Genomic DNA, 21,748 nt, shown 5'->3' with positions numbered 1-21,748 from the left:
GGTTGTGGCGGGGAACGGCCTCGGGGGCGGCCGGTATACTGATTTCATTCTATGAGCCCCGCCTGGCCGGCCCCTGAGCGGGGCTTCTTGTTGGCGGAGGGCTTGTCCCCCAGTTCCCGGTTCCTCATGTCCCTGCGCGTCTACAGCTCTCTCAGCCGCACCTTCGAAGACTTCAAGCCGCTCGTGCCTGGCCAGGTGCGCATGTATGTGTGCGGCATCACGGTCTACGATCTGTGCCACATGGGGCATCTGCGCATGAACATGGCGTTCGATGTCATCTACCGCTGGCTGCGCGCCAGCGGCTATGCGGTCACCTACGTCCGCAACGTCACGGACATCGACGACAAGATCATCAAGCGCGCCGTCGAGCGCGGCATCACCATCCGCCAGCTCACCGAAGAGATGACGGCGGCGATGCACGATGATTTCGCTGCCGTCGGTCTGCTGCGCCCCGACCACGAGCCGCGCGCCACCGAGTACGTGCCGCAGATGCTGTCGCTGATCGAGCGGCTGGAAGCGCGCGGCCTGGCCTACCGGGCCGAGGGCGGTGACGTGAACTACGCCGTGCGCAAGTTCGATGGCTACGGCAAGCTCAGCGGCAAGAGCGTCGACGACCTGCGTGCCGGTGAGCGTGTGGCCGTCGACGACGGCAAGCTCGACCCGCTGGACTTCGTGCTGTGGAAGGCCGCCAAGGCCGAAGAGCCGGCCGATGCGAAATGGGCCGCGCCGTTCGGCGAGGGCCGGCCAGGCTGGCACATCGAGTGCTCGGCGATGAGCTGCGCGTTGCTGGGCGAGAGCTTCGACATCCACGGCGGCGGCGCCGACCTGCAGTTCCCGCACCACGAGAACGAGATCGCGCAGAGCCAGGGTGCCGGCTACCCGTTCGCCACTTATTGGCTGCACAACGGCTTCCTGAACGTCGATGGCGAGAAGATGTCCAAGAGCCTGGGCAATTTCTTCACCATCCGCGATGTGCTGCAGAAGTTCGATGGCGAGACGCTGCGCTTCTTCATGCTGCGCACGCACTACCGCCGGCCGTTCAATTTCAGCGACTCGCACCTCGAAGACGCCCGCACGGCGCTCACCAGGCTCTACACGGCGCTGGACGCTGTGGTCCCCGCCGAGGTGGCCATCGACTGGAGCGAGCCGCATGCCGCCGCGTTCAAGACGGCCATGGACGAGGACTTCGGCACGCCCGGCGCCATCGCGGTGTTGTTCGATCTGGTCAACGAGGTCAACCGTGACCGTTCCCCGCAAAAGGCGGGTCTGCTGAAGGCGCTTGCCGGCGTGCTGGGCATCCTGCAGCAGGCGCCGCGCGCTTATCTGCAAGGTGGTTCTGCGGGCGACGAGTCGGCCTGGATCGAGGAGCGCATCGCCGCTCGTGCCGCCGCCAAGGCCGCCAAAGACTTCGCCGGTGCCGACGCGATCCGCGCCGAGCTGGCCGCGAAGGGCATCACGCTCAAAGATGGCGCGGGTGGCACGACCTGGGTGAAGAGCTGATGGCGTCCCGGACCCCTGTCGAGGTCACGCCGGACTATTGGGACGACGCCTGCCGGCACCTGATCAAGCGAGATCGGGTGCTGCGCAAGCTCATCCCGCAGTTCGGCGAGGCCCGCCTGCAAAGTCGCGGCGATGCGTTCGCGACACTCGCGCGCTCCATCGTCGGCCAGCAGATCTCGGTCGCGTCGGCCCAGTCGGTGTGGAACCGCTGGGTTGCGCTGTGCCCCAAGTTCCAGCCGGCCGCAGTGCTCGCGCTCGACGTCGAGAGCCAGCGCGCCGCCGGCCTGTCGGCGCGCAAGGTCGACTATCTGCGTGACCTCGCCGAGCATTTCGATGCCGGCAGCGTGCATGTGCGCCAGTGGGCGCAGATGGACGACGAGGCCATCATCGAGGAACTGGTGGCCATTCGCGGCATCGGCCGCTGGACGGCCGAGATGTTCCTGATCTTCCACCTGATGCGCCCCAACGTGATGCCGCTGGACGACGCCGGCCTGCTCAAGGGCATCAGCCAGAACTATTTTTCCGGTGAACCCGTCTCCCGCGCCGAGGCGCGCGAGGTGGGTGACGCCTGGGCGCCGTACCGCTCCGTGGCGGTTTGGTACATTTGGCGCAGCCTCGATCCGCTACCCGTGGACTACTGATGAGCAAGAAACATTTCCTTGAATTCGAGCAACCCATCGCAGAGCTCGAGACCAAGATCGAAGAACTGCGCTATGTGCAGAGCGAGTCCGCTGTCGACATCTCCGAGGAGATCGACCGCCTCTCCAAGAAAAGCCAGCAGCTGACCAAGGAGGTCTACTCCAACGTCGCGCCCTGGCAGGTCTACCAGATCGCCCGCCACCCGCAGCGCCCGCAGACTCTGGATTACTGCGCGGATGTCTTCACCGAGTTCCAGGAGCTGCATGGCGACCGGCACTTCGCTGACGACGCCGCCATCGTCGGCGGCCTGGCCCGCTTCAATGGCCAAGCCTGCATGATCATCGGCCACCAGCGCGGCGCCGATGCGAAGGAGCGCACGCTGCGCAACTTCGGCATGCCGCGCCCCGAGGGCTACCGCAAGGCGCTGCGCCTGATGAAGCTGGCCGAGAAGTTCGGCCTGCCGGTCTTCACCTTCATCGACACCATGGGTGCCTATCCCGGCATTGGCGCCGAGGAGCGGGGCCAGTCGGAAGCCATCGGCCGCAACATCCTCGAGATGGCGCAGCTGGAAGTGCCCATCATCGCCACCATCATCGGTGAGGGCGGTTCGGGCGGCGCGCTGGCCATCGGCGTGGCCGACCAGGTGCTGATGCTGCAGTTCGCGGCCTACTCCGTCATCTCGCCGGAAGGCTGCGCGTCCATCCTGTGGAAGAGCAGCGAGCGTGCTTCCGACGCGGCCGAAGCGCTGGGCATCACGGCGCATCGCCTGAAGGCACTGGGCCTGATCGACAAGATCGTCAGCGAACCCGTCGGCGGCGCGCACCGTGACGGCAAGCAGATGGCGTCCAACCTGAAGCGCGCGCTCAGCGATGCGCTGCGTCAGGTCAGCGACCTCAAGACCCGCGAGCTGCTGGACCGCCGCTATGAGCGCGTCCAGGCCTATGGCCGCTTCAGCGACACCAAGAATCGCTGATTTCTCTCCCGTCGCGGTCGCCTTCAGCGGCGGCCTCGACTCCACGGCGCTGTTGCATGTGGTCGCTCGCTCGGGAGCGCCGGCGGTGGCGCTGCACGTGCACCATGGCCTGCAGCCGCAGGCCGAGGAATGGGCGGCTCACTGCGAACGCGTGGCGACGGCATGTGGGGCGGCGTTTCGCATCACGCGGCTCCGTGGTCAGCCCGGTCGTGGCGTCAGCGTAGAGGCCTGGGCCCGCGAAGGCCGCTATCGGGCGCTGCACGACATGGCCATGGCGGCCGGCGCGGATCTGCTGCTGCTGGCGCATCACCGCCAGGACCAGGCTGAGACCTTTCTGCTGCAGGCCATGCGCGGCGCCGGTACGGCCGGCTTGGCCGGTATGCCGCGCCTGCAATGGCGCAACGGCTTGTGTTGGGGGCGCCCCTGGCTGGACAGGCCGCGTGCGGCCATCCGGGCCTATGCCGAGCAGCACGGCCTGCGCTGGATCGAAGACCCGAGCAATCAAGATGGCCGCTATGCGCGCAACCGGCTGAGGCAGGCGTTGTGGCCGGCATTTCCTGCTGCTGAGGCCGGTCTGGCCCAGGCGGCACGCTGGGCCGCGGACGCCCAGGCGTTGGCGTCCGAGGTGGCGGCTGAGGACCTCGCGCGCTTGGGTTCGGCTGACCGGCTGGACCTCGCGTTACTGGCCGGCCTGACGCCGGTCCGCGCGAGCAATGCGCTGCGTGCGTGGCTGGCCAGCCAGGTCTTGGCACCTGCCTCGCTGATCGTTCGGATCCTGGCCGAATGGCGGCCGGGTGCGACGCTGTGCTGGCCGGCACCCGGCGGCATGCTGCATGCGTACCGAGATGGCTTGTACTGGCATGCCGAGTCGGGCGCATCACCGGCGCCGTCTGTCGTCGACCTCAGCAGGCCGGGCCGGCATGTGCAGCCGGCATGGCGGGGCAGTTGGTGGGTCGAGCCGGGCGTGCCTGGCATTGCGCCGGCACGGTTGGCGGCGCTGACGCAGCAGGCGCGACGCGGTGGCGAGCAGTTCCAGCGCGCGCCCGCGTCCGTGCCGCGCGCGCTGAAGAAGGCCTGCCAGGAGGCGAGCCTGCCGCCGTGGCGGCGCCACGGCCCGGTGTTGGTCGACGCCCGAGGTGAGGTGGTCGCCGTCGCGGGCCTGGGCATGGACGCCCGGGCCTTCGCCGGCCAAGATGAGCCGCAGCTCTCCATCCACTGGCAGGACGACTCCGACTTGTCTCAGCGCGAAGGCGAGCGCGGTCCGCTTGCATAAAATGCCAGGTTTGCGAGTGCGCCCTCCTGGCCGCTCCGTCCTCAGCCTTCGCTCAAACACATGGCTCTGATCGTCCACAAGTACGGCGGCACCTCGATGGGGTCCACCGATCGCATCCGCAACGTCGCCAAGCGCGTCGCCAAATGGGTGCGTGCTGGCCACCAACTGGTCGTCGTGCCATCGGCCATGAGCGGAGAGACGAACCGTCTGCTCGGCCTGGCCAAGGAACTGTCGCCGGCCAGCGTGACGGCCGACGTCAACCGTGAGCTCGACATGATTGCCGCCACGGGCGAGCAGGTCTCCGTCGGTTTGCTGGCGATCGCGCTGCAGGCCGAAGGCATTCCGTCGGTGAGCTACACCGGCTGGCAGGTACCGGTCGCGACCGACTCTTCCTACACCAAGGCTCGCATCGAGAGCATCGACGACCAGCGGGTGCGGGCTGACCTGGCGGCCGGCAAGGTCGTCGTCATCGCGGGCTTCCAGGGCGTCGACGCGGATCGCAACATCACGACGCTGGGCCGGGGCGGCTCCGACACCTCGGCGGTGGCCATCGCTGCGGCGATGAAGGCCGATGAGTGCCTCATCTACACCGACGTGGACGGCGTCTACACGACCGATCCGCGCATCGTCCCGGAAGCGCGCCGGCTGCACACCATCAGCTTCGAAGAGATGCTGGAGATGGCCTCGCTCGGCTCCAAGATCCTGCAGATCCGCTCGGTGGAATTCGCCGGGAAGTACAAGGTGCCGCTGCGCGTGCTGTCCAGCTTCACGCCCTGGGACATCGACATCAACGAAGAAGCCAAGTCCGGCACCCTGATCAGTTTTGAAGAGGACGAAAACATGGAACAAGCCGTCGTTTCGGGCATTGCCTTCAACCGTGACGAGGCCAAGGTGACGCTGCTGGGCGTGCCCGACAAGCCCGGCATCGCCTTCCAGATCCTGGGCCCCGTGGCCGAGGCCAACATCGACATCGACGTCATCATCCAGAACGTCTCCCAGGACGGGAAGACCGACTTCTCGTTCACCGTGCACCGCAACGACTACGCGCGCACGATGGAGTTGCTGCAGAACACGGTCGGCCCGGCCACCAACGCAGCCAAGGTTGTCGGCGATCCCAAGATCTGCAAGGTCTCCATCGTCGGCATCGGCATGCGCTCGCACGTGGGCGTGGCCAGCAAGATGTTCCGGTCGCTGTCGGAAGAGGGCATCAACATCCAGATGATCTCCACCAGCGAGATCAAGACCAGCGTCGTCATCGACGAGAAGTACATGGAACTGGCCGTTCGCGCACTGCACAAGGCCTTCGATCTGGATCAGGACGCGGCAGCCGCCTGAAATTTCAAATCGGGCTCGTTTTCTTGATATAGAATGCGAGGCTCTGCTGGAGTCGTGACCGAGTGGCCGAAGGTGCTCCCCTGCTAAGGGAGTATGTGGGCAAAACCTGCATCGAGGGTTCGAATCCCTCCGACTCCGCCAAGTACAAGTTCTGAGACGTTTTCTGAAGTCTCGCGAAGAACACGAAAAGCCCGCTTTCTCTGTGAAAGCGGGCTTTTTCGTTTGCGGCGGCGTATCTGACGTCTCGTTCAAACGTTGACCATGGTGGCGAGCGAAGCTCGCGGCGCCAACGGCCAAATTGCGAATTGATGCCATCTTCGGGGCTATCGCGTGAGTGCCCGCCTGCGCAAAATATTCGCATAACAACGTTTGTGCGGAGCAAATGTCATGAGCCGAACATCAGGCAGTGTCGCTGGCGCCCCGCTCGTCGATGCGTTGCCACTCGGCAGAGAGATATTCAAGCACGCGGGCACGGTGTCGACGCTGGACCGCGCACGGCTTCTGCGGCAGCGGCCATCGACGGTGTGGTTGACGGGCCTGAGCGGCGCCGGCAAGTCGACGCTGGCCTATGAAATGGAGCGCCGCCTGCTCGCACGGGGCAGCCTGAGCTTCGTGCTGGACGGCGACAACCTGCGCCACCATCTCAACCGCGACCTGGGTTTCAGCGCGCGCGATCGGCAGGAGAACATCCGCCGCGCCGCTGAGGTCGCTTCGTTGATGAACGAAGCCGGGCTCATTGTTTTCAGTGCGCTGATCTCGCCACGGCGAGAAGACCGCGCCATGGCCCGCACCATCGTTGGCGAGTCGCGTTTCGTCGAAGTGCACATGAGCGCGGATCTGACGGTGTGTGAGTCGCGCGATCCCAAGGGGTTGTATGCCAAGGCTCGCGCCGGGCTGATCAGCGAGTTCACGGGCGTGTCGGCGCCCTACGAAGAGCCCGAAGCGCCGGCGTTGCGCCTCGATGCCGGGCGCCTGACGCTGGAGCAGGCGGCCGACGAACTGATGAATGTGCTCCACGGCCTCGGCGTGCTGCAGTAGCGGCAGAGCGGCCGGGCAGGGCGAAGCGAAGCGGTGACGGCGTCATGCATGGCTTTGACCTCTTCAACGGCGATGCCGACGGCCTGTGTTCGTTGCATCAGCTGCGCCTGTGCGAGCCGCGAAGCGCCAGCCTCGTCACGGGCGTCAAGCGCGAAATCGACCTGCTGCGCCACCTGCCGGAAGGGCCCTCGTTGGAGGTCACCGCGCTGGATCTCTGCTTCGATCGCAATGCCGGCCATGTACGGCGAGTCCTGGAGGCGGGTGGAACTGTTCAGTACTTCGACCATCACGCGGCCTCACTGTGCTTCGAGCACCCGTGTCTGCGCACCTGCATCGACCCATCGCCGGAGGTCTGCACGGCCTTGCTGGTCGATCGCCACGTGGGCGGCCGCCATCGCGACTGGGCCATCACGGGGGCGTTCGGCGACAACCTGCTGTCCGTGGCCGAGAAGCTTGCCCAGGAGCGCGGGCATGGCGACGAGGCGACTCTTCAGCTGAGAAACCTGGGCCTGCTGCTCAACTACAACGCCTATGGCGAGACGGTGCAGGACTTGCACTTTCATCCCCAGGCCTTGTACGAGGCCCTGCACGCTTTCGAGAGCCCGTTCGATTTCGTCGTCAGCTCACCGCACTACCAGGCGCTGGCCGACGGCTATCGCGATGACCAGCAGCACGCGCAGTCGTTGCGCCCCCATCGAGAGTCTGACGATGGCGCGCTCTACCTGCTGCCGGCGGCTCCCTGGGCCCGGCGGCTCAGCGGGACGCTGGCCAATGCGCTGACGCAGCGAAGCCCGGGCGCCTGTGTTGCGCTGCTCACAGCCCGAGCCGAGGGCGGCTACGTCGTCAGTGTGCGGACTCGCGCCGGCGTTGGCGCCGATGTGCTCTGCAGGCGCTATGCCGATGGCAATGGTCGAGCCGGTGCGGCCGGCATCGACCGGCTCCCCGAAGCGGAGCTGGATCGCTTCATCGCCGACTACTTCCGGCACATCGAGAGAGGGACATGATGGCTTCTATCGTTCCCGGCCGTACGCCGTCCGGCCGTCCCTTGCCGCTGCTGATGACGCCGCTGCGACGCTGCGGCAGCCATGCGCTGCGTTTGCGGTTGAACATCAACGCCGACTTCTATTCGCCGTATCCGCTGCACATCGTCGACTTCATGCCGCTGGTGCCGCTGTATGGCGACTTGAACGACGACCGTCGCTATTTCCGGCTCGTCGTCGATGTCGTTGGCTTGCAGGCCGCCGGCGTTGTGAAGTGGCCGGACATGGCGTTCGACCCGGGCGAGATCTTCGATGCAATCAAGGGCCAGCATCGCAGCGTGCACAGGATCGTCTGGGAGCTGCTGCTGCGCGCCGGGGAGCGACACGGCGCCACGGTCGTCATGGACAAGTCGCTCGACAGCGTTCACTACGCAGAGGAGCAACTCGCAATCTTTCCCGACATGCTGTTCCTCAACGTCGTGCGGGACCCGCGGGCCCAGGTGGCGTCGATGAACAGAGCCATCATCCACGACTTCGACACCACGTTGAATGCGATCAGCTGGGTGAAGGCGCATGAGGCCGGGCGAGCGCTCGCCCAGCGTCACCCGGACCGCGTCCTCACCATCCGCTTCGAGGACTTCATTGCCGACCAGGAGCGCGTGCTGCGCAGGGTGTGCGGCTTCATCAATATCGAGTTCCTGCCGGCCATGCTCGACGTGGCGGCATCGAGCGAGGCGCGTCAGCTCGCGAAGATGTCTGACCTGTGGCAGTCGAACTGCTTCGCGCCGATCCCGGCCATCCAGGACAAGTTCAAGACCCAGCTGTCCATGGATGACATCGAGACCATCGAGTCGCTGGCGATGGAGCTCATGCAGCACTATGGCTATGAGCTGATGACGGCGGCCTCGAAGCCCGAGCCGGGGGCGGACACGCTGGCGGCTTGCGCCCAGGCGTCTGCGCAGGGGCGTGTTCAGGCCTGGGCCGGGCTGGCCGAATCCAATCATCGCGACTACGTGCTGCGGCGGTTCCGGGCGGACTACCTCACCCGCGTGCGGCAAAGCCTCGATCACGCGTAGCGGGTTGCGCGCGCCTCGCGGACGAAGGCCCACAGCTGCACGCCCAGGCCCTGTGCCGTCGCGATGGCGAGGCTGCTGGGCGCCGACACGCAGGCCAGCACGCCGATGCCGGCCATGGCGGCCTTGTGGACGAGTTCGTGGCTGGCGCGGCTGGACATCATGACGAAGCCCTCGGCCGCAGCGCCGCCGCGAATGGCCCGCGCACGGGCGCCGATCAGCTTGTCCAGCGCGTTATGGCGGCCGATGTCCTCGCGCACGAATTGCAGCGTGCCGTCCACGGCGCACCAGGCGGCGGCGTGCAGGCCGCCGCAACGGGCATTGAGCTGCTGTGCCTGCGGCAGCGCGGCAGCCGCCCGGGCCAACGCGCCGTGGGGCAGGGTTGGCGGCGCCAGGCGGGCCGGTCGCAAGGCATGGAAGTCGGCCAGGCTCTCCAGGCCGCACAGGCCGCAGCCGGTGCGGCCCGCCAGTTGGCGGCGGCGCAGCTTGAGGCCTTGTTCGCGTGCGGCCGTGATGCGCAGCGCGAGCTCGATGCCGTCGGCGCGCGAGTCGTCGATGTCAACGTCCAGCAACTCCCCGGCATGGGCCAGCCAGCCTTCCGACAGCGCGAAGCCGAGCGCGAAATCCTCGAGGTCCAGCGGGGTGCCCAGCATGACGGCCTGCGAGATGCCGTTCACGGTCAATGCGATCGGCATCTCCACGGCGACCACCTCGTCGGCGTCGCCATCGACGGGGCGAACGCGCAGCAAGGCCGCATCGCCATCGAGCGGGAGTGGGGGCAGGGCGGTTGTCATGCCGGCATCATAGGAGCCGGCTCACGCCCCTGCAGGCAGGGCCTCTCGCGGGTCAGGCTGCCGGCAGCGCGAGCGAGCGTGGCTCGGCCGGCACGCCGAGAAGGGCCCACAAGTCCTCGGCCGGCAGCAGCGTCAGCATGCGGGGCGCGGATGCGTCGCCGCCGCGCACCAGGCGTGCCCGCCCGCCCGGGCTCGGGAGTGCTTGCGTGGCGGCAATGCTGAAGACGGGCCCCAGTTCGCCCACCCGCAGCGCCAGGCCCTGGCCCTGGGCGTTGCGGCAGATGAGCACGGGCGCCTCGCTCGTGGCCGTGGCGTGCCCGTACAGCGCCAGGCCCAGGTCCAGCACCGGCAGCATGCGGCCGTCGTGCTGGAGCATGCCGACAAGGGCGCGTGGCGCATTGGGCAGCGCAGTCAAGCGCGGCTGCTCCACGGCTTCGATCAGCAAGCCCGCAGGCAGGGCCAGCCATTCGCCGGCGACGTTGAAGGCCGCGATGTCCAGACGCTCGGTGCCGGCCTGCGCCACCGGCGGCACGAAGCTGCCGTCCTGGCCGCCGTCTGGCGCCAGCACCTTCGGGCCCAGCGGCAGCAGCAGCACGGCGGCGACGTCTTCGCTGGACACCGCCTGGCCCTGCCGATATTCGCGGTAGCCCTGAGACATGGCGATGCCGGCGGCGTAGACCATGCCGTTCACCTCGATGTGCATGCGCCGCGTTTCACCCGCCGCGAGGGCGGTCAGCGTGCCGGCAGGCAGCGGTGCGGTCGCGCCGGCGGGCCAGCGGGCATCGGCACTGGCGACCACGCGGCCGTCCCGGGCTGCATACAGGGCCACGGCCGCCGTGGTGCCGTCATCGGTCGGCGCGCCGTCGGCCGCCCGGGGGAGTGAGTCCTTCAGCATGGCGGCGAATTGCGGATCGCCATCGAACACGATGCCGATGCCGCCCACGACCTGGCCGTCGTGCTGGAGCGACGTTGCGTAGACATAGGTCGGGCGCGCGCCGCCGCCGCCGACGGCGCCGGGTGTGTCGTACAGCGGCGTGGCTTCGTGGCGCGACACGACATGCCGTTCCGGGTCGCGCAGCGCCAGCGCGCCGGCCACCCAGGGCGCCGTCAAGGTCTGGCCGACATGGCGGGCCTGGGCAGGGTCGGACACGGCCACCACGCGCCCGTTCACGTCGAACACCAGCAGCAGCGAGTACACCGTGTAGAGGCTGTTGATGTGCTGCAGCACGTGCTGGGCTTCGCTGGCCGCCGCGGCGGCGCGCGGCGTGCCCTGTGCGGCCAGCGCGCGCTGCAGCCGCACGTCGAGCGCCCACCAGCGGCAGTCGTTGGCGCGCTCGTACAGGTTGCGGTCCATGATGTCGATGGCCAGGCGGGCCTGGAACAGCGCCGTGTCGAACACGGCGGCCAGCGCGGATTGCTGCAGTGTGGCAATGGCCTGCTCGAACACCTGGCGCAGCTGCGCGCCGGTGCGTTGCACCTCGTTGAGCAGCGTCGTGGCGAAGCCCGGGGCGCTGGTGTCGCCGGGGGCCTGGCCGTGGCTGCGCAGCTTGCCGTTCCAGAGCGTGCGGGAGAGATTGCGCTGGATGCGGCGTGCCTCGCGCGGAATGCCCTGCAGTTCGGCGTCGAAGAGCCGGCTGGTGTCCAGCGCGTCACCCAGGATGCGCAGTGAGTCGTCGGCAGCCTGGTCGTCCTCGAAGGCCCATTCCAGCGGCGTCAGCACGCAGGCCTGCCAGCCCGGCGGCCCCATATAGCCCTCGTAGCCGCTGGCCGCGGCGGTGGCGCAGAGGTAGTCGCGCCCGGCGAACATCAGGCGCTCGCCGCGCAGCGGCAGTGGCGCGCCGATCGGGAACTGCCAGGGGTCTGAGCTCTGCAGCACGCGCTGCTGCTCGTCGAGCAGGCAGATGACGGCGCGCTCGTCGGGGCCGGCCAGCAGTTGCCTGAAGACGGCCGACATTTCGTCCTCCAGTCGGAAGCTCAGGCACAGCAGGCCGATTGCGGGTTGATCGGCGGTCGCGCCGGGGGCGCGCAGCGCGCGGGCGTATATCAGGCCTTGTCGCCCACCAAGCAGCGCCGTGGCGCCGTGGCGTTCGACGTACGGGGCGTCGGAGGCCAGCGCGTCGGCAACCCAGGGTTCGTCGCAGCGCTGCAGGGGCTGGCGATCGTCCCGGCGGGCCAGCACCTCGCCGGTGGGGGCCAGCACGATGACGTCGTCGTAGACGGAGTATTTGGCGGTGTAGGCCGCGAACCGTGCCTGCAGCGCGGCGCGGCTGTCGGCGTGGTGCGCGTCGGCGCTGTCCAGCAGGGCGTGGGCGCCCAGCGGGCCGTCGACGGCGAGGAAGCCGACGTCGGCGGTGCGTTCGAACAGGTTGCGCACGAGGATGTCGATGGTCACGCGGGCCTTGCCGGCCATGCGCTCCAGCGCGCGGGCATGCAGGCGGCGCGCCAAGCTGTCCAGCAGCGTCGTCGTCAGGTCCTGGAAGGCGGTGCGGGTCTGTGCGATGTCGGTGGCCGTGCCGCTCATCTGGCCCAGCAGCGCCAGGCTGTCCCACACGCCTTGCAGCCGCAGCAGCGCCTCGCGATGTTCGTCGACCGATGCCATGCGGCGCAGATAGGGCGCCACCGCTGCACTGAAGGGCAATCCCTTGTGCCAGACCTTGTTCATCGCACTGCTTTCCGTCACTGTGTTTGCGAGCAATCCCGGATCCGGCCGGTGGGCGGGGGGGCTGGTGTGCACTCGGCCGTCGGGGGTGCCTCGGGCGTCGCATGGCGAGGGAGGATGCCGCAAACAGATGTTGCGCTGCAGCAGTTTGCGCCCAGGAGCGCGCAAGGTGTCACACAAATTCGCGCGCATGGTGAGAACTGTGGTGGGCGGCCTGGCGTGCGCCTGCCTCCACAATGCGGCGTCACCCCCGTCCAAGCTCCGCTGCGATGTACCTGCCCAAGCATTTCGCGTCCGACGATCTCTCGCTGGCCCTGCAACTCGTCGAGGAGCAGCCGCTGGCCCTGCTGCTCGGCCCCGATGCGCAGGGCGAAGGCTTCGGCACCCATGTGCCGCTCGTGGCGCTGAGCCGCGAGCCGCTGGTGCTGGAGGGGCACATGGCGCGCGCGAATCCCCACTGGGGCTGGCTGGCGCAGCAACGGCACTTGATGGCGGTCTTCAGCGGCCCGAGCGCCTACATCAGCCCGCGGCACTACGACAGCGCGCGCAACGTGCCGACGTGGAACTATGCGGCGCTGCATGTCTATGGCGACATCGAGCTCGTCGATGGCAGCGCCGACAAGGATGCGTTGCTCAAGCGCCTGATCGCCCAGTTCGAGCCGGCTTACGCCGAGCAGTGGCGTGGTCTGGACGAGGACTATCAGCAGAAGCTGCTGGGCGCCATCGTCGGCTTCCGGCTGCGCGTCACGCGCTGGGAGTTGAAGCTCAAGCTGAGCCAGAACCGGGCCGCCACCGAGCGCGAGCGCATCCAGGCGGCGCTGGCGGCTTCGTCAAATGCCGAGGAACGCGCCTTGGCTGCGTGGATGGCGCGGCTCGCGGGCTGAGGCGGTCGTGTGCGCGGTGCTTGGCGAGTCAGGCGTGGCCGCTGGCAGGCTCGACGCATTCGCCCAGCGCGCGGCGCAACGCCATCGCGGCATGAGGCGCCCGTTCCTTCGCGCCGCTGATGAAGAAGACAAAGACGTCGCGCGGCGCTGACGTTGGAGTCAGCGCGGGCTCCACGCGCGGCAGCCCGGTCGGTTCGCTCCCCTGGGCCCAGGCTCGGGCAGACGCAGCCAGCGCCGGGAACACCTCGGGCCTGCAGCCGAGTGGCTCGTCGCTCTGCGTGCGCATGATGCGCGTGTAGACGAAGTCGCCAGTCACCTCGGCCAGCGGCGGGTAGTCGTCGGACTCGGTGAAGACGGTGGCGGCGCCGAAGCGCCGCGCCAGCGCGAGGTATTGCGGGCAGCGAAAGCTGTCGTGCCGCACGTCCAGCGCGTGCCGCAGCGGCAGGCCGTCGACACTGCGGGGCAGCAGCTCCAGGAAGGCGGTGAGGTCGGCGGCGTCGAAGCGGTGCGTCGGCGCGAGCTGCCAGACGATGGGCCCCAGCTTGTCACCCAGCTCGGCGATGCCGGAGTCGACAAAGCGCCGGATCGACTCGGCACCGTCAGCCAGCACGCGGCGTTGGGTCGCGAAGCGGATGGCCTTGAGCGAGAACACGAAGCCCTCGGGCGTTTCCCGCCGCCACTTGGCGAAGGTGGCGGGTTTCTGCGCGCCGTAAAAGCTGCTGTTGATTTCGATGGCCGTGAGGCGCCGGCTGGCGTAGGCGAGCTCGCGCGCCTGCGGCCAACCCGGCGGATAGAAGTTGTCGCGCCAGGGCTCGAAGTTCCAGCCGCCGATACCGACCCTGATGCTGCCTTCGCTCACAAGCGTCTCCACACGTTGACTGTATGAAATAACAGTCTATCGATGCGGTGTGCAGCGGGCAACAAAAAGCCAGCACGAGGCTGGCTGGGTTCGGTGCGAGGCTGGCGTCACATGCCGGCGTAGTTGGGGCCGCCACCGCCCTCGGGCGTCACCCAGACGATGTTCTGCGTCGGGTCCTTGATGTCGCAGGTCTTGCAGTGCACGCAGTTCTGCGCGTTGATCTGCAGGCGCTGGCCGCTGCCGCCCTCGTTGGGCACGAACTCGTAGACACCGGCCGGGCAGTAGCGGCTCTCGGGGCCGGCGTAGGTGGCCAGGTTGACCTGCACCGGCACGGCGTCGCTCTTGAGCGTCAGATGGGCGGGCTGGTTTTCCTCGTGGTTGGTGTTGGAGATGAACACCGACGAGAGGCGGTCAAAGCTGAGCTTGCCATCCGGCTTGGGATAGGCAATGGGCTGGAACTCGGCGGCCGGGCGCAGCGTCGAGTGGTCGGCCTTGTGGTTGTGCAGCGTCCAGGGCGGGCTTTGCACGCCCAGCTTGGGCAGCAGCCACTGCTCGATGCCGGTCATCAGCTCGCCGGTCAGCTTGCCCTTCTTGAACCAGAGCTTGAAGTTGCGCGTCTGCTGCAGTTCCTCGTTCAGCCAGCTCTTCTCGAAGGCCTCGGGGTAGGCCGCCAGCTCATCCTGTGCGCGACCGGCCTGCATTGCCGGGGCCAGCGCCTCGGCGGCCAGCATGCCGCTCTTGATGGCGGCGTGGCTGCCCTTGATGCGGGCAGCGTTCAGGTAGCCGGCGTCGCAGCCGACCAGGCAGCCGCCGGGGAACACGGTCTTGGGCAGGGCTTGCGGCGTGCCGTTGTTGATGGCGCGCGCGCCATAGCCGATGCGCTTGCCGCCCTCCAGATGGGCGCGGATGGCCGGATGGGTCTTCCAGCGCTGCATTTCCTCGAACGGGCTCAGAAACGGGTTGTCGTAGTCCAGGCCGACGACAAAGCCCAGCGTCACGCGGTTGCCGTCCAGGTGGTAGAGGAAACCGCCGCCGAAGGTGTCGCCCTCCATCGGCCAGCCGGCGGTGTGCACGACCTTGCCGGGCTGGGCCTTGCCAGCCGGGATCTCCCACAGCTCCTTGATGCCGATGGCGAAGGTCTGCGTGTCCTTGCCGGCGGCGAGCTGGTATTTGGCGAGCAGTTGCTTGCCCAGGTGGCCGCGCGCGCCCTCGGCGAACACGGTGTATTTGCCCAGCAACTCCATGCCGAGCTGGAAGTGGTCGGTGGGCTGGCCGTCCTTGCCCAGGCCCATGTTGCCGGTGGCCACGCCCTTCACGCGGCCCTGTTCGTCGTAGAGCACTTCCGCTGCGGAGAAGCCGGGGAAGATCTCGACGCCCAGCGCCTCGGCCTGCTGGGCCATCCACTTGACGACGTCGGACAGGCTCACGACGAAGCAGCCATGGTTGTGGAAGTTGCGCGGCACCAGCCAGTCAGCCATGCGGGTGCTGCCGGTCTCGTTGAGCAGCAGCACGTCGTCGCCGGTCACGGCCTGGTTCAACGGTGCGCCCAGCTCTTTCCAGTTCGGGAACAGCTCGGTGATGGCGCGTGGGTCCATGACCGCGCCGGACAGGATGTGCGCCCCCGGCTCCGACCCCTTCTCGAGCACGACGACACTGGCGTCGGGGCTGATCTGCTTGAGCCGGATGGCCGTGGCCAGCCCGGCAGGGCCACCGCCGACGATGACCACGTCGTACTCCATGGACTCGCGGGGGCCGAACTGGGCCAGGATTTCCTCTGTTGTCATTGCCGGGCGCTTTCGAGAACTGAATGGGGCGCGATTCTACGGACGCATCCTCTGAAAAAGAACGGTCGTGCTATTTTTGGTGGCGGGCGTCTAGCGCCGGTTCGTCGCGCGTGCCACGCCGGGTGCGGTTGCTGGGGCCGGTAGGATGCTCGCGACATCACGAAGAGGCAGTCCCATGAGTTACTCCATCAACCTCGAAGGCCGCGTCGCGCTGATCACCGGCGCGTCCAGCGGGCTGGGTGCGCAGTTCGCCCGCACGCTGGCCCAGGCCGGCGCCTGTGTTGTGCTGGCCGGTCGCCGCATCGAGCGGCTGAAGGATCTGCGCGCCGAGATCGAGGGTGGCGGTGGCGACGCCCATGTCGTGCATTTGGACGTCACCGACGTCGCCAGCATCCGGGCGGCCGTCGCGCATGCCGAGACCGAGGTCGGCACGCTGGACATCCTCATCAACAACTCCGGCGTCAGCACGACGCAGCGCCTCACCGACGTCACCGAGAACGACTACGACTTCGTGATGGACACCAACGCGCGCGGCGCATTCTTTGTCGCGCAGGAAGTGGGCAAGCGCATGCTGGCCCGGGCCCGCGGCGCGGCGCCGGGTACCTTCATCGGCGGGCGCATCGTCAACATCGCGTCGATGGCGGGCTTGCGCGTGCTGAGCCAGATTGGCGTCTATGCGATGAGCAAGGCCGCCGTCATCCACATGACGCGGGCCATGGCGCTGGAGTGGGGCAAGTTCGGCATCAACGTGAACGCGATCTGCCCGGGCTATATCGACACTGAAATCAACCACCACCACTGGGACACCGAGCAGGGCAGGAAGCTCGTCGAGCTGCTGCCGCGCAAGCGCGTGGGCCAGCCGCAGGATCTCGACACCGCGCTGCTGATGCTGTGCGCCAACGAGAGCCACTTCATCAACGGTGCGGTCATCCAGGCCGACGATGGCTTCGGGGTGTGATCGAGTGATGATCAAGCGAGACCTGACCCCGCTGGAGGGGCGTGTGCTGGCCGTGCTGGTTGAAAAAGAGCACACGGTGCCCGACAGCTATCCGCTGTCTGCCAATGCGCTGACCTCCGGCTGCAACCAGAAGACCGCACGGGACCCGGTGATGGATGTGGCGGAAGCCGAGGTGCTGGCGGCCGTTGAAGAGCTCAAGGCGCTGAGCCTGGTGAACACGGTCAGCGGTAGCCGTGTGCTGCGCTATGAGCACAATTTTGCGCGAGCCTACGGTGTGCCGGGTGCGGCGGTGGCTTTGCTGACGCAGTTGCTGCTGCGCGGCGCGCAGACGGCGGCCGAATTGCGCCAGAACACCGACCGCCTGCATCGCTTCGCGGACGTGTCGTCAGTGGAAGGCTTCCTGGAAGAATTGGCTGCCCGTGAGCCGGCACTGGTGGTGAAGTGCGCCAAGGCGCCCGGCGCACGCGAGGCGCGCTGGGCGCATTTGCTGTGCGGTCCGGTGGCGAGTGTGGCGCAGGGGGCGGCGGGCGCCGGACCGCAGGACGAAGAGTTGGCGCTGTGCCGGGCGGAGTTGGCGGCCGTGAAGGCGGAGCTTGTGGTGTTGCGCGCGCAAGTGACGCGCTTGGCTGAAGAGTTTGGTGTCAGGTTTTGAACCGGTGTCAATCGGGCCAATCCATTGCTGGCGCGTCAAGCGGATACAATTGCATAACATTGTCAGATGGCCTGGTCGGTTATTCTGACGGCGTAGCGCCTATGGGAGGGTCGTTGGTGACGCTGGGCGCAAGGTCTGGCTTTCCATAGAAGAACACTGATGCGCAGCTTCTCCAGGGGTTTCACCCTCATTGAGTTGATGATCACCTGCGTGGTGATTGCCATCCTTGCGGCCATCGCTGTGCCGCAATACAGCCGCTACATCGCCAGGCAAAAAGTCAATTCGGGCCAGATGGACCTGGTGTCTCTGGCCATGAACATGGACGTTTACCTACAAAACAACACCACGTACCCCGCGACAGCCGCGGACACCGCGGCTGTTAAGGTGTTGCTGCCAGCCTGGGCGCCGGCGCAAGGTGCTGATTTCAACTACAAGATCTCGGCGGTGAGCAACAGTGTGTTCCCGCCTACGTACACGGTGGAGGCGGTAGGCACCAGCACCGCAGTCAGTGGCTGCACCATCTCGCTCACCAGCGCAAACGGCCGCACGCGGTCGGGTTGCGCGGGTGGCGCAACAACCTGGTGAAGGTGCTTATGCGCAGCGCTGGGGTGGGTGGGCGGAGCCGGCGGCTGCGTGGCTACAGTCTGATCGAGCTGATGGTCACCATCGTGGTGTTGATGCTCGTGCTGGCGGCGGCGGTCTCGCTGGGACAGGGCTGGATCCGGGGCAACAAGGTGGCCAAGGGCCAGGGCCTGGTGCAGCAGGCGTACAGCGTCGCGAAGGCTTTTGCTCTGCAGAACGTGGGTGGGCAAACCGGTACGTCGGCCACCGCAGCGGTGGTTTGCCTGAACAGCGGTGTGCTCAATGTCTATCTCGGCGGCAGCTGTAACGGAGCCCCCGTGTGGAGCGGCACGCTGCCTGACAACACATCCCTGACGGTGGGGACGCCGGCCGCCGCGCCGACATGTTTCGGATTCTCCAACCAGGGGCTGCGCACCTCGTCAGCCGGCACGGCCACCTGCAGCCTGGCCACCACCTACACCGTCACATCGGGCAGCACCAATGTCAGTCGACAGTTCTTCTAAGGCGGCGCAGCGCGGCGTCATCCTCGTCGAGGCGATGATCGGCATGGTGTTGGCCGGCTTGATCGCGACCGCGACGGTGTATGCCGTGGCCCGCGCCGGGCGTGCGCAGAACAGTGCCAATTTGCGTAGCGCTGCCGTCGACCAGATTCGCGCGCAATTGATGCGAGAGGGCGTCGCCCTTTGCGGTGCGTCGCGGGCTGTGACGGTCGCCGGCAAGTCGTTGTCGGTGAGCTATCGCTGTACGGCCTACAGCGGCGTGTCGGTGACTTTCCCTGGCGTGACAACGCCGGTCTCCGTCACCTTGCCGGCGACAAGCACGCAAAAAATCCAGGCGTCGGTGACTGACGATGTGCTCGGAGGGACGCTGACCGTGTCCAGCGCGCAATGAACCGCCGCCACACGCAGGGCGGGGTGTCGCTCATCAGCCTGATGGTGGGCATGGCGCTGTCGATGATCTCGGTGGTGGCGCTGATGATGGCCTACAAGGGCGTGGTTCACAGCGGCAATGCCGTGGTGGCCAACACGACACGGGTGTCGCAAGGGGTCAGCCTCGCGGTGTCGACGCCGCGCCTGATCTTGCAGGCAGGCTGGGGCATGGGTGCCACGGCCACGCCGGTCGGCGCTGCGGCCAACACCGATCTGGTGCTGTTGAGTTCGTCGACGCTGTCCAACACCTCGCTGACAGGGGCGGCAGCCACGATTTCGAGCACATCGAGCACAGGGACGGCCTTGGTCTGGGACACCAAGATCACAGGTGATGTGAAGTGCTGGGCGCTCGTTTCCAGCGGCGGCGGTCTCAGTTTGCTGGGGCCCGCAGACTGCACGGCGGCTTCCAACTGGCTTCAGGTGACTTGGGGCAATCGCACCGAACTGGCGCCGCCGCAAAGCTTCACGGATTTGACGTTTGCGGTGGCCAAGGGGAGTTGCTGGCCCTACGGCGGTGGGCCGGGTGCACAGCCGGGTGTGGTGGTCACCTTGCAGGCGCTGGGAACGGCGGCCAACACGCTGTGTCTGAGCAATCTTCCGAATTGAGGGGGCGGTGGTGATGCGGAATCAACAGGTTTTGTCGGTCTTAAGGCCTGGGCCGCGCGTGCGCCAGCAGCATGGCGCAGCCAGCCTGGTGCTGGTGCTGATTGCCGCCATCGGGCTGATGGCGCTGACCGCGCGCAGCCTTCAGGCGCCTGCTGCGGCGCAGAAGTTGCAATTCACCGAACACGTGGCGACGCAGGCTGAGCTGAATGCGTGGAGCGGCGTGTCGATTCTGTCCGCAGCGGTGGCGAATCTGACAACACCGGCGCGGCTGACGCCGGGGCCGCTGACTTTGGCAGGCGTGCCGGACGGCATTGCAGTGAACTACGTGGGCAAAGTTGGCAGCAATCTGCGCTTCAATGTGATCGGCACCAGTGCCGGTGCGACATCGGCGCTGGCGGTGGTGCTGCGTCCCTTTGTGGGCGGCGGCGTCACGCCCTCCACACCGCCCAACAGTTACGGCACCGGGCAGATGTACAACGGCAACACTACCTTGTCGGGTAGCGTGATGTACACCGGCGGCGGGGAGCCGCAGAACCTGTCGGTGTTGGGCGGGTCGTTGACGCTGAATGGCTCGGTGACGGGCCTGAATACCGTTTGTGCGACGGGCGACCTCAGCGTGTCGGCAGCGATCTCGGCCAACACCTTGTGCAGCAACGGCAACATCTTGCTGGAGGGGGCGGCGAATGCGCAGCGCATCAACGCCATCGGCAACGTCACGCTCAGTGGTGGTGCTGCCAGCTCCATCGGCGGCATTCACAGCAACGGCGCTGTCACTCTTTCTGGAGGCTCGGCCTACGCTGGAGACGTGCAGGCCACTGGCAGTGTGGCGGTGACCGGTGGGGCAGCAAGTGCCCTGAACATTCTGACCGAGGGGAACATTAACTGGACGTCCACAAGCTCCAACGCCGTGTCCTTGAGTGCCAATGGCACCGTCACTTACCTACCGCCTAGCGGCGACCCTGTGACGGATATCTCTGCCATCGGGGATGTTAGGGTCAGCGCTGCACGCAATGTCTACACGCAGGGCACGACGACGCTGACGGGTAACTATGGCCAGGGCATCAGCGGAGTGCTGAAGTCGCAGGGACTGCTCAGCGGGGTTCAATGGGGCGCAAATGGCGGGGCGCGTGTTGCCTCGGGCACTGTGGGGAGCATCACAACGCCTTACCCGACCGGCGGCGTCCATGTGACGGTGCAAAACGGGTACACCGTGAGTGTCCCGCGCGTGGTGGTGCCGACGGTCAGTACCTTTACGCTGACTAAGCCGACGGTGGACGCCTACACGCTGCGCGATCAGGCCAATCTGGTGTTCACGGGTGTCGACGCCAGCGGCAACCCGCAGGTGCTCGCACGCGGCATCGCCGGGGTGCCGGACGGCAACTATCTGATTGCGAACAACACCACGGGCCCGTCGAAGGACTGGTTGTGCAGCACCGCGAGTGGCGGCAACTGCTCCTCGACGCCGTTGGCACGCGTCTGCAAGAGCTATTCCGACTACAACACCTGCTTCTCGTACAGCCAGGGCACCTGGTCGATGAACGGCGGCAACACCGCCTTGCCTTTGGTGTTGTGGTTCACCGGCAATCTCGATGTGGGCACCGGTCGCTGGGTGAACACCTTCATTGCGTCCGGCAACATCACGACGTCGGGCCAAATGGTGATGTTCTCGCCCAATTACCCGGCTGGCAGCTACACCTGCCAGGGTGTGGCAGACGACACCAACAACCTGCCGGCTCTCAGCGCAAAGGGGTTGTCCGGCAGCAACTATGCAACGCAATTGTGTGCTGGCTCGCCGAGACTGCCCACCAGTGCGGCGGTCGGCAACTTGTCGCTGGTCGCGGGCGGTATCGTCAATGGCGTGTTCTCCGGCGGCAACATCACGCTGGGCGCTTCCAGCGAAGTCTACGGCGCCATCCTGGCCGGGCAGTATTTCTCGACGGGCGGCGCAACCACCGTGGCGGGCTTCACCTTTGCGGGCAAGCAGGGCACGGGAACTGGCAGCAATGCGCTGGGCGGATCGACGAAGATTGTCCAGAACGGTGGCTCGCAGTATTACGACCCCGGTACCTTGCCCTGTACCGTCAACTGCAGTTCGGGGAACGCCGCCAACAACATCATCTGGGTGTCGCCGATCTGAGGCATTCACTGTTGCGCCGGTGTGCAGAGCACCGCCGGCGACGGGTGTCCTCGTGAGGGACACTTAAAAGACGGGCCGCAGATGCGGCCCGTT

The 21,748-nt window shown here is 67.0% G+C and carries 20 protein-coding genes, 1 tRNA gene and 2 pseudogenes; 19 read left to right on the top strand and 4 right to left on the bottom strand.

The window, feature by feature from the left end; all coding sequences use genetic code 11:
- Positions 1-126 precede the first annotated feature (126 nt).
- From cysS to ACG00X_RS04720, 11 genes and pseudogenes are all read left to right on the top strand, one after another.
- On the top strand, positions 127-1,500 hold the full coding sequence (gene cysS / locus ACG00X_RS04770; RefSeq protein ID WP_394486851.1) for a cysteine--tRNA ligase: 1,374 nt from the start codon (positions 127-129) through the stop codon (positions 1,498-1,500).
- On the top strand, positions 1,500-2,141 hold the full coding sequence (locus ACG00X_RS04765; RefSeq protein WP_394486850.1) for a DNA-3-methyladenine glycosylase family protein: 642 nt from the start codon (positions 1,500-1,502) through the stop codon (positions 2,139-2,141). The genes cysS and ACG00X_RS04765 overlap by 1 nt, the downstream gene beginning before the upstream one ends.
- Entirely contained in the window at positions 2,141-3,112 is a 972-nt protein-coding gene (locus ACG00X_RS04760; RefSeq protein WP_394486849.1) for an acetyl-CoA carboxylase carboxyltransferase subunit alpha, read from the top strand. The genes ACG00X_RS04765 and ACG00X_RS04760 overlap by 1 nt, the downstream gene beginning before the upstream one ends.
- Positions 3,009-3,650: pseudogene (gene tilS, locus ACG00X_RS04755) on the top strand (tRNA lysidine(34) synthetase TilS); the annotation flags it as partial. The gene ACG00X_RS04760 and the pseudogene tilS, both read left to right, overlap by 104 nt.
- 99 nt (positions 3,651-3,749) lie before the next feature.
- Positions 3,750-3,956, top strand: a pseudogene (locus ACG00X_RS04750) (TilS substrate-binding domain-containing protein); the annotation flags it as partial.
- A complete protein-coding gene (locus tag ACG00X_RS04745) occupies positions 3,939-4,385 on the top strand; it encodes a TilS substrate C-terminal domain-containing protein (RefSeq protein ID WP_394487122.1) in 447 nt (148 codons plus the stop codon). The pseudogene ACG00X_RS04750 and the gene ACG00X_RS04745, both read left to right, overlap by 18 nt.
- Before the next feature lie 60 nt (positions 4,386-4,445).
- The gene (locus ACG00X_RS04740) at positions 4,446-5,720 is read left to right on the top strand and encodes an aspartate kinase (RefSeq protein ID WP_394486848.1); all 1,275 of its coding nucleotides are present in this window, start codon (positions 4,446-4,448) and stop codon (positions 5,718-5,720) included.
- A 48-nt stretch (positions 5,721-5,768) separates the two neighbouring features.
- Positions 5,769-5,861, top strand: a tRNA-Ser gene (locus ACG00X_RS04735).
- Positions 5,862-6,107: 246 nt separating this feature from the next.
- Positions 6,108-6,758 carry an adenylyl-sulfate kinase gene (gene cysC / locus ACG00X_RS04730; RefSeq protein WP_394486847.1) on the top strand — a complete coding sequence of 217 codons (651 nt, stop codon included), beginning with the start codon at positions 6,108-6,110 and terminating at the stop codon, positions 6,756-6,758.
- Between the two features lie 44 nt (positions 6,759-6,802).
- The gene (locus ACG00X_RS04725; protein WP_394486846.1) at positions 6,803-7,762 is read left to right on the top strand and encodes a hypothetical protein; all 960 of its coding nucleotides are present in this window, start codon (positions 6,803-6,805) and stop codon (positions 7,760-7,762) included.
- Positions 7,759-8,814, top strand: coding sequence for a sulfotransferase family protein (locus tag ACG00X_RS04720; protein WP_394486845.1), 1,056 nt, complete (start codon positions 7,759-7,761; stop codon positions 8,812-8,814). The genes ACG00X_RS04725 and ACG00X_RS04720 overlap by 4 nt, the downstream gene beginning before the upstream one ends.
- On the opposite strand, the gene fdhD is transcribed toward ACG00X_RS04720, so the two are convergent.
- A complete protein-coding gene (fdhD, locus tag ACG00X_RS04715) occupies positions 8,805-9,605 on the bottom strand; it encodes a formate dehydrogenase accessory sulfurtransferase FdhD (RefSeq protein WP_394486844.1) in 801 nt (266 codons plus the stop codon). The two genes, ACG00X_RS04720 and fdhD, sit on opposite strands and share 10 nt — an antisense overlap.
- A gap of 52 nt (positions 9,606-9,657) precedes the next feature.
- The gene (locus ACG00X_RS04710) at positions 9,658-12,267 is read right to left on the bottom strand and encodes a chemotaxis protein CheW (RefSeq protein ID WP_394486843.1); all 2,610 of its coding nucleotides are present in this window, start codon (positions 12,265-12,267) and stop codon (positions 9,658-9,660) included.
- A 266-nt stretch (positions 12,268-12,533) separates the two neighbouring features.
- Between ACG00X_RS04710 and ACG00X_RS04705 the strand changes: the two genes are divergently transcribed.
- Positions 12,534-13,148 carry an FMN-binding negative transcriptional regulator gene (locus ACG00X_RS04705; protein ID WP_394486842.1) on the top strand — a complete coding sequence of 205 codons (615 nt, stop codon included), beginning with the start codon at positions 12,534-12,536 and terminating at the stop codon, positions 13,146-13,148.
- A gap of 28 nt (positions 13,149-13,176) precedes the next feature.
- Here ACG00X_RS04705 and ACG00X_RS04700 read toward each other — a convergent pair whose 3' ends face one another.
- Both ACG00X_RS04700 and ACG00X_RS04695 read right to left on the bottom strand, forming a co-directional pair.
- Complete coding sequence (locus tag ACG00X_RS04700; RefSeq protein WP_394486841.1) at positions 13,177-14,007, bottom strand: DUF72 domain-containing protein; 831 nt, start codon at positions 14,005-14,007, stop codon at positions 13,177-13,179.
- A gap of 107 nt (positions 14,008-14,114) precedes the next feature.
- On the bottom strand, positions 14,115-15,791 hold the full coding sequence (locus ACG00X_RS04695; protein ID WP_394486840.1) for an electron transfer flavoprotein-ubiquinone oxidoreductase: 1,677 nt from the start codon (positions 15,789-15,791) through the stop codon (positions 14,115-14,117).
- Positions 15,792-15,966: 175 nt separating this feature from the next.
- Between ACG00X_RS04695 and ACG00X_RS04690 the strand changes: the two genes are divergently transcribed.
- The 7 genes from ACG00X_RS04690 (at position 15,967) to ACG00X_RS04660 (ending at position 21,655) form a co-directional block, all read left to right on the top strand.
- On the top strand, positions 15,967-16,749 hold the full coding sequence (locus tag ACG00X_RS04690; protein ID WP_394486839.1) for an SDR family oxidoreductase: 783 nt from the start codon (positions 15,967-15,969) through the stop codon (positions 16,747-16,749).
- Between the two features lie 7 nt (positions 16,750-16,756).
- The gene (locus ACG00X_RS04685; RefSeq protein WP_394486837.1) at positions 16,757-17,401 is read left to right on the top strand and encodes a YceH family protein; all 645 of its coding nucleotides are present in this window, start codon (positions 16,757-16,759) and stop codon (positions 17,399-17,401) included.
- Positions 17,402-17,560: 159 nt separating this feature from the next.
- Positions 17,561-17,986 (top strand): type IV pilin protein, encoded by a 426-nt coding sequence (locus ACG00X_RS04680; protein ID WP_394486836.1) that lies wholly within the window; start codon positions 17,561-17,563, stop codon positions 17,984-17,986.
- Positions 17,987-17,994: 8 nt separating this feature from the next.
- Entirely contained in the window at positions 17,995-18,486 is a 492-nt protein-coding gene (locus ACG00X_RS04675; RefSeq protein ID WP_394486835.1) for a type II secretion system protein, read from the top strand.
- Positions 18,464-18,874 (top strand): type IV pilus modification PilV family protein, encoded by a 411-nt coding sequence (locus tag ACG00X_RS04670; protein WP_394486834.1) that lies wholly within the window; start codon positions 18,464-18,466, stop codon positions 18,872-18,874. The genes ACG00X_RS04675 and ACG00X_RS04670 overlap by 23 nt, the downstream gene beginning before the upstream one ends.
- Positions 18,871-19,518 carry a hypothetical protein gene (locus tag ACG00X_RS04665; protein WP_394486833.1) on the top strand — a complete coding sequence of 216 codons (648 nt, stop codon included), beginning with the start codon at positions 18,871-18,873 and terminating at the stop codon, positions 19,516-19,518. Before ACG00X_RS04670 ends, ACG00X_RS04665 begins: the two co-directional genes overlap by 4 nt.
- A gap of 58 nt (positions 19,519-19,576) precedes the next feature.
- Positions 19,577-21,655: a hypothetical protein gene (locus tag ACG00X_RS04660; RefSeq protein WP_394486832.1), complete on the top strand. Its 2,079-nt coding sequence runs from the start codon at positions 19,577-19,579 to the stop codon at positions 21,653-21,655.
- Positions 21,656-21,748: the final 93 nt, after the last annotated feature.

Source organism: Pelomonas nitida, from assembly GCF_043555975.1.
In the GTDB taxonomy this organism is placed as follows: Bacteria; Pseudomonadota; Gammaproteobacteria; order Burkholderiales; family Burkholderiaceae_C; genus Pelomonas; species Pelomonas nitida.
The sequence above is the reverse complement of the archived record's forward strand: the minus strand, read 5'-3'. Positions and strand labels throughout refer to the sequence as shown.

What these genes read in the sequence shown, in the direction of transcription:
- ACG00X_RS04685 (WP_394486837.1), top strand. Translation starts at nt 16,757, where the DNA reads ATGATCAAGCGAGACCTGACCCCGCTGGAGGGGCGTGTGCTGGCCGTG.
- ACG00X_RS04680 (WP_394486836.1), top strand. Translation starts at nt 17,561, where the DNA reads ATGCGCAGCTTCTCCAGGGGTTTCACCCTCATTGAGTTGATGATCACC.
- fdhD (WP_394486844.1), bottom strand. Translation starts at nt 9,605, where the DNA reads ATGACAACCGCCCTGCCCCCACTCCCGCTCGATGGCGATGCGGCCTTG.
- ACG00X_RS04760 (WP_394486849.1), top strand. Translation starts at nt 2,141, where the DNA reads ATGAGCAAGAAACATTTCCTTGAATTCGAGCAACCCATCGCAGAGCTC.
- ACG00X_RS04740 (WP_394486848.1), top strand. Translation starts at nt 4,446, where the DNA reads ATGGCTCTGATCGTCCACAAGTACGGCGGCACCTCGATGGGGTCCACC.
- ACG00X_RS04720 (WP_394486845.1), top strand. Translation starts at nt 7,759, where the DNA reads ATGATGGCTTCTATCGTTCCCGGCCGTACGCCGTCCGGCCGTCCCTTG.
- ACG00X_RS04665 (WP_394486833.1), top strand. Translation starts at nt 18,871, where the DNA reads ATGAACCGCCGCCACACGCAGGGCGGGGTGTCGCTCATCAGCCTGATG.
- ACG00X_RS04765 (WP_394486850.1), top strand. Translation starts at nt 1,500, where the DNA reads ATGGCGTCCCGGACCCCTGTCGAGGTCACGCCGGACTATTGGGACGAC.
- ACG00X_RS04745 (WP_394487122.1), top strand. Translation starts at nt 3,939, where the DNA reads ATGCTGCATGCGTACCGAGATGGCTTGTACTGGCATGCCGAGTCGGGC.
- ACG00X_RS04675 (WP_394486835.1), top strand. Translation starts at nt 17,995, where the DNA reads ATGCGCAGCGCTGGGGTGGGTGGGCGGAGCCGGCGGCTGCGTGGCTAC.
- ACG00X_RS04710 (WP_394486843.1), bottom strand. Translation starts at nt 12,267, where the DNA reads ATGAACAAGGTCTGGCACAAGGGATTGCCCTTCAGTGCAGCGGTGGCG.
- ACG00X_RS04670 (WP_394486834.1), top strand. Translation starts at nt 18,464, where the DNA reads ATGTCAGTCGACAGTTCTTCTAAGGCGGCGCAGCGCGGCGTCATCCTC.
- ACG00X_RS04695 (WP_394486840.1), bottom strand. Translation starts at nt 15,791, where the DNA reads ATGACAACAGAGGAAATCCTGGCCCAGTTCGGCCCCCGCGAGTCCATG.
- cysS (WP_394486851.1), top strand. Translation starts at nt 127, where the DNA reads ATGTCCCTGCGCGTCTACAGCTCTCTCAGCCGCACCTTCGAAGACTTC.
- ACG00X_RS04725 (WP_394486846.1), top strand. Translation starts at nt 6,803, where the DNA reads ATGCATGGCTTTGACCTCTTCAACGGCGATGCCGACGGCCTGTGTTCG.
- ACG00X_RS04690 (WP_394486839.1), top strand. Translation starts at nt 15,967, where the DNA reads ATGAGTTACTCCATCAACCTCGAAGGCCGCGTCGCGCTGATCACCGGC.
- cysC (WP_394486847.1), top strand. Translation starts at nt 6,108, where the DNA reads ATGAGCCGAACATCAGGCAGTGTCGCTGGCGCCCCGCTCGTCGATGCG.
- ACG00X_RS04705 (WP_394486842.1), top strand. Translation starts at nt 12,534, where the DNA reads ATGTACCTGCCCAAGCATTTCGCGTCCGACGATCTCTCGCTGGCCCTG.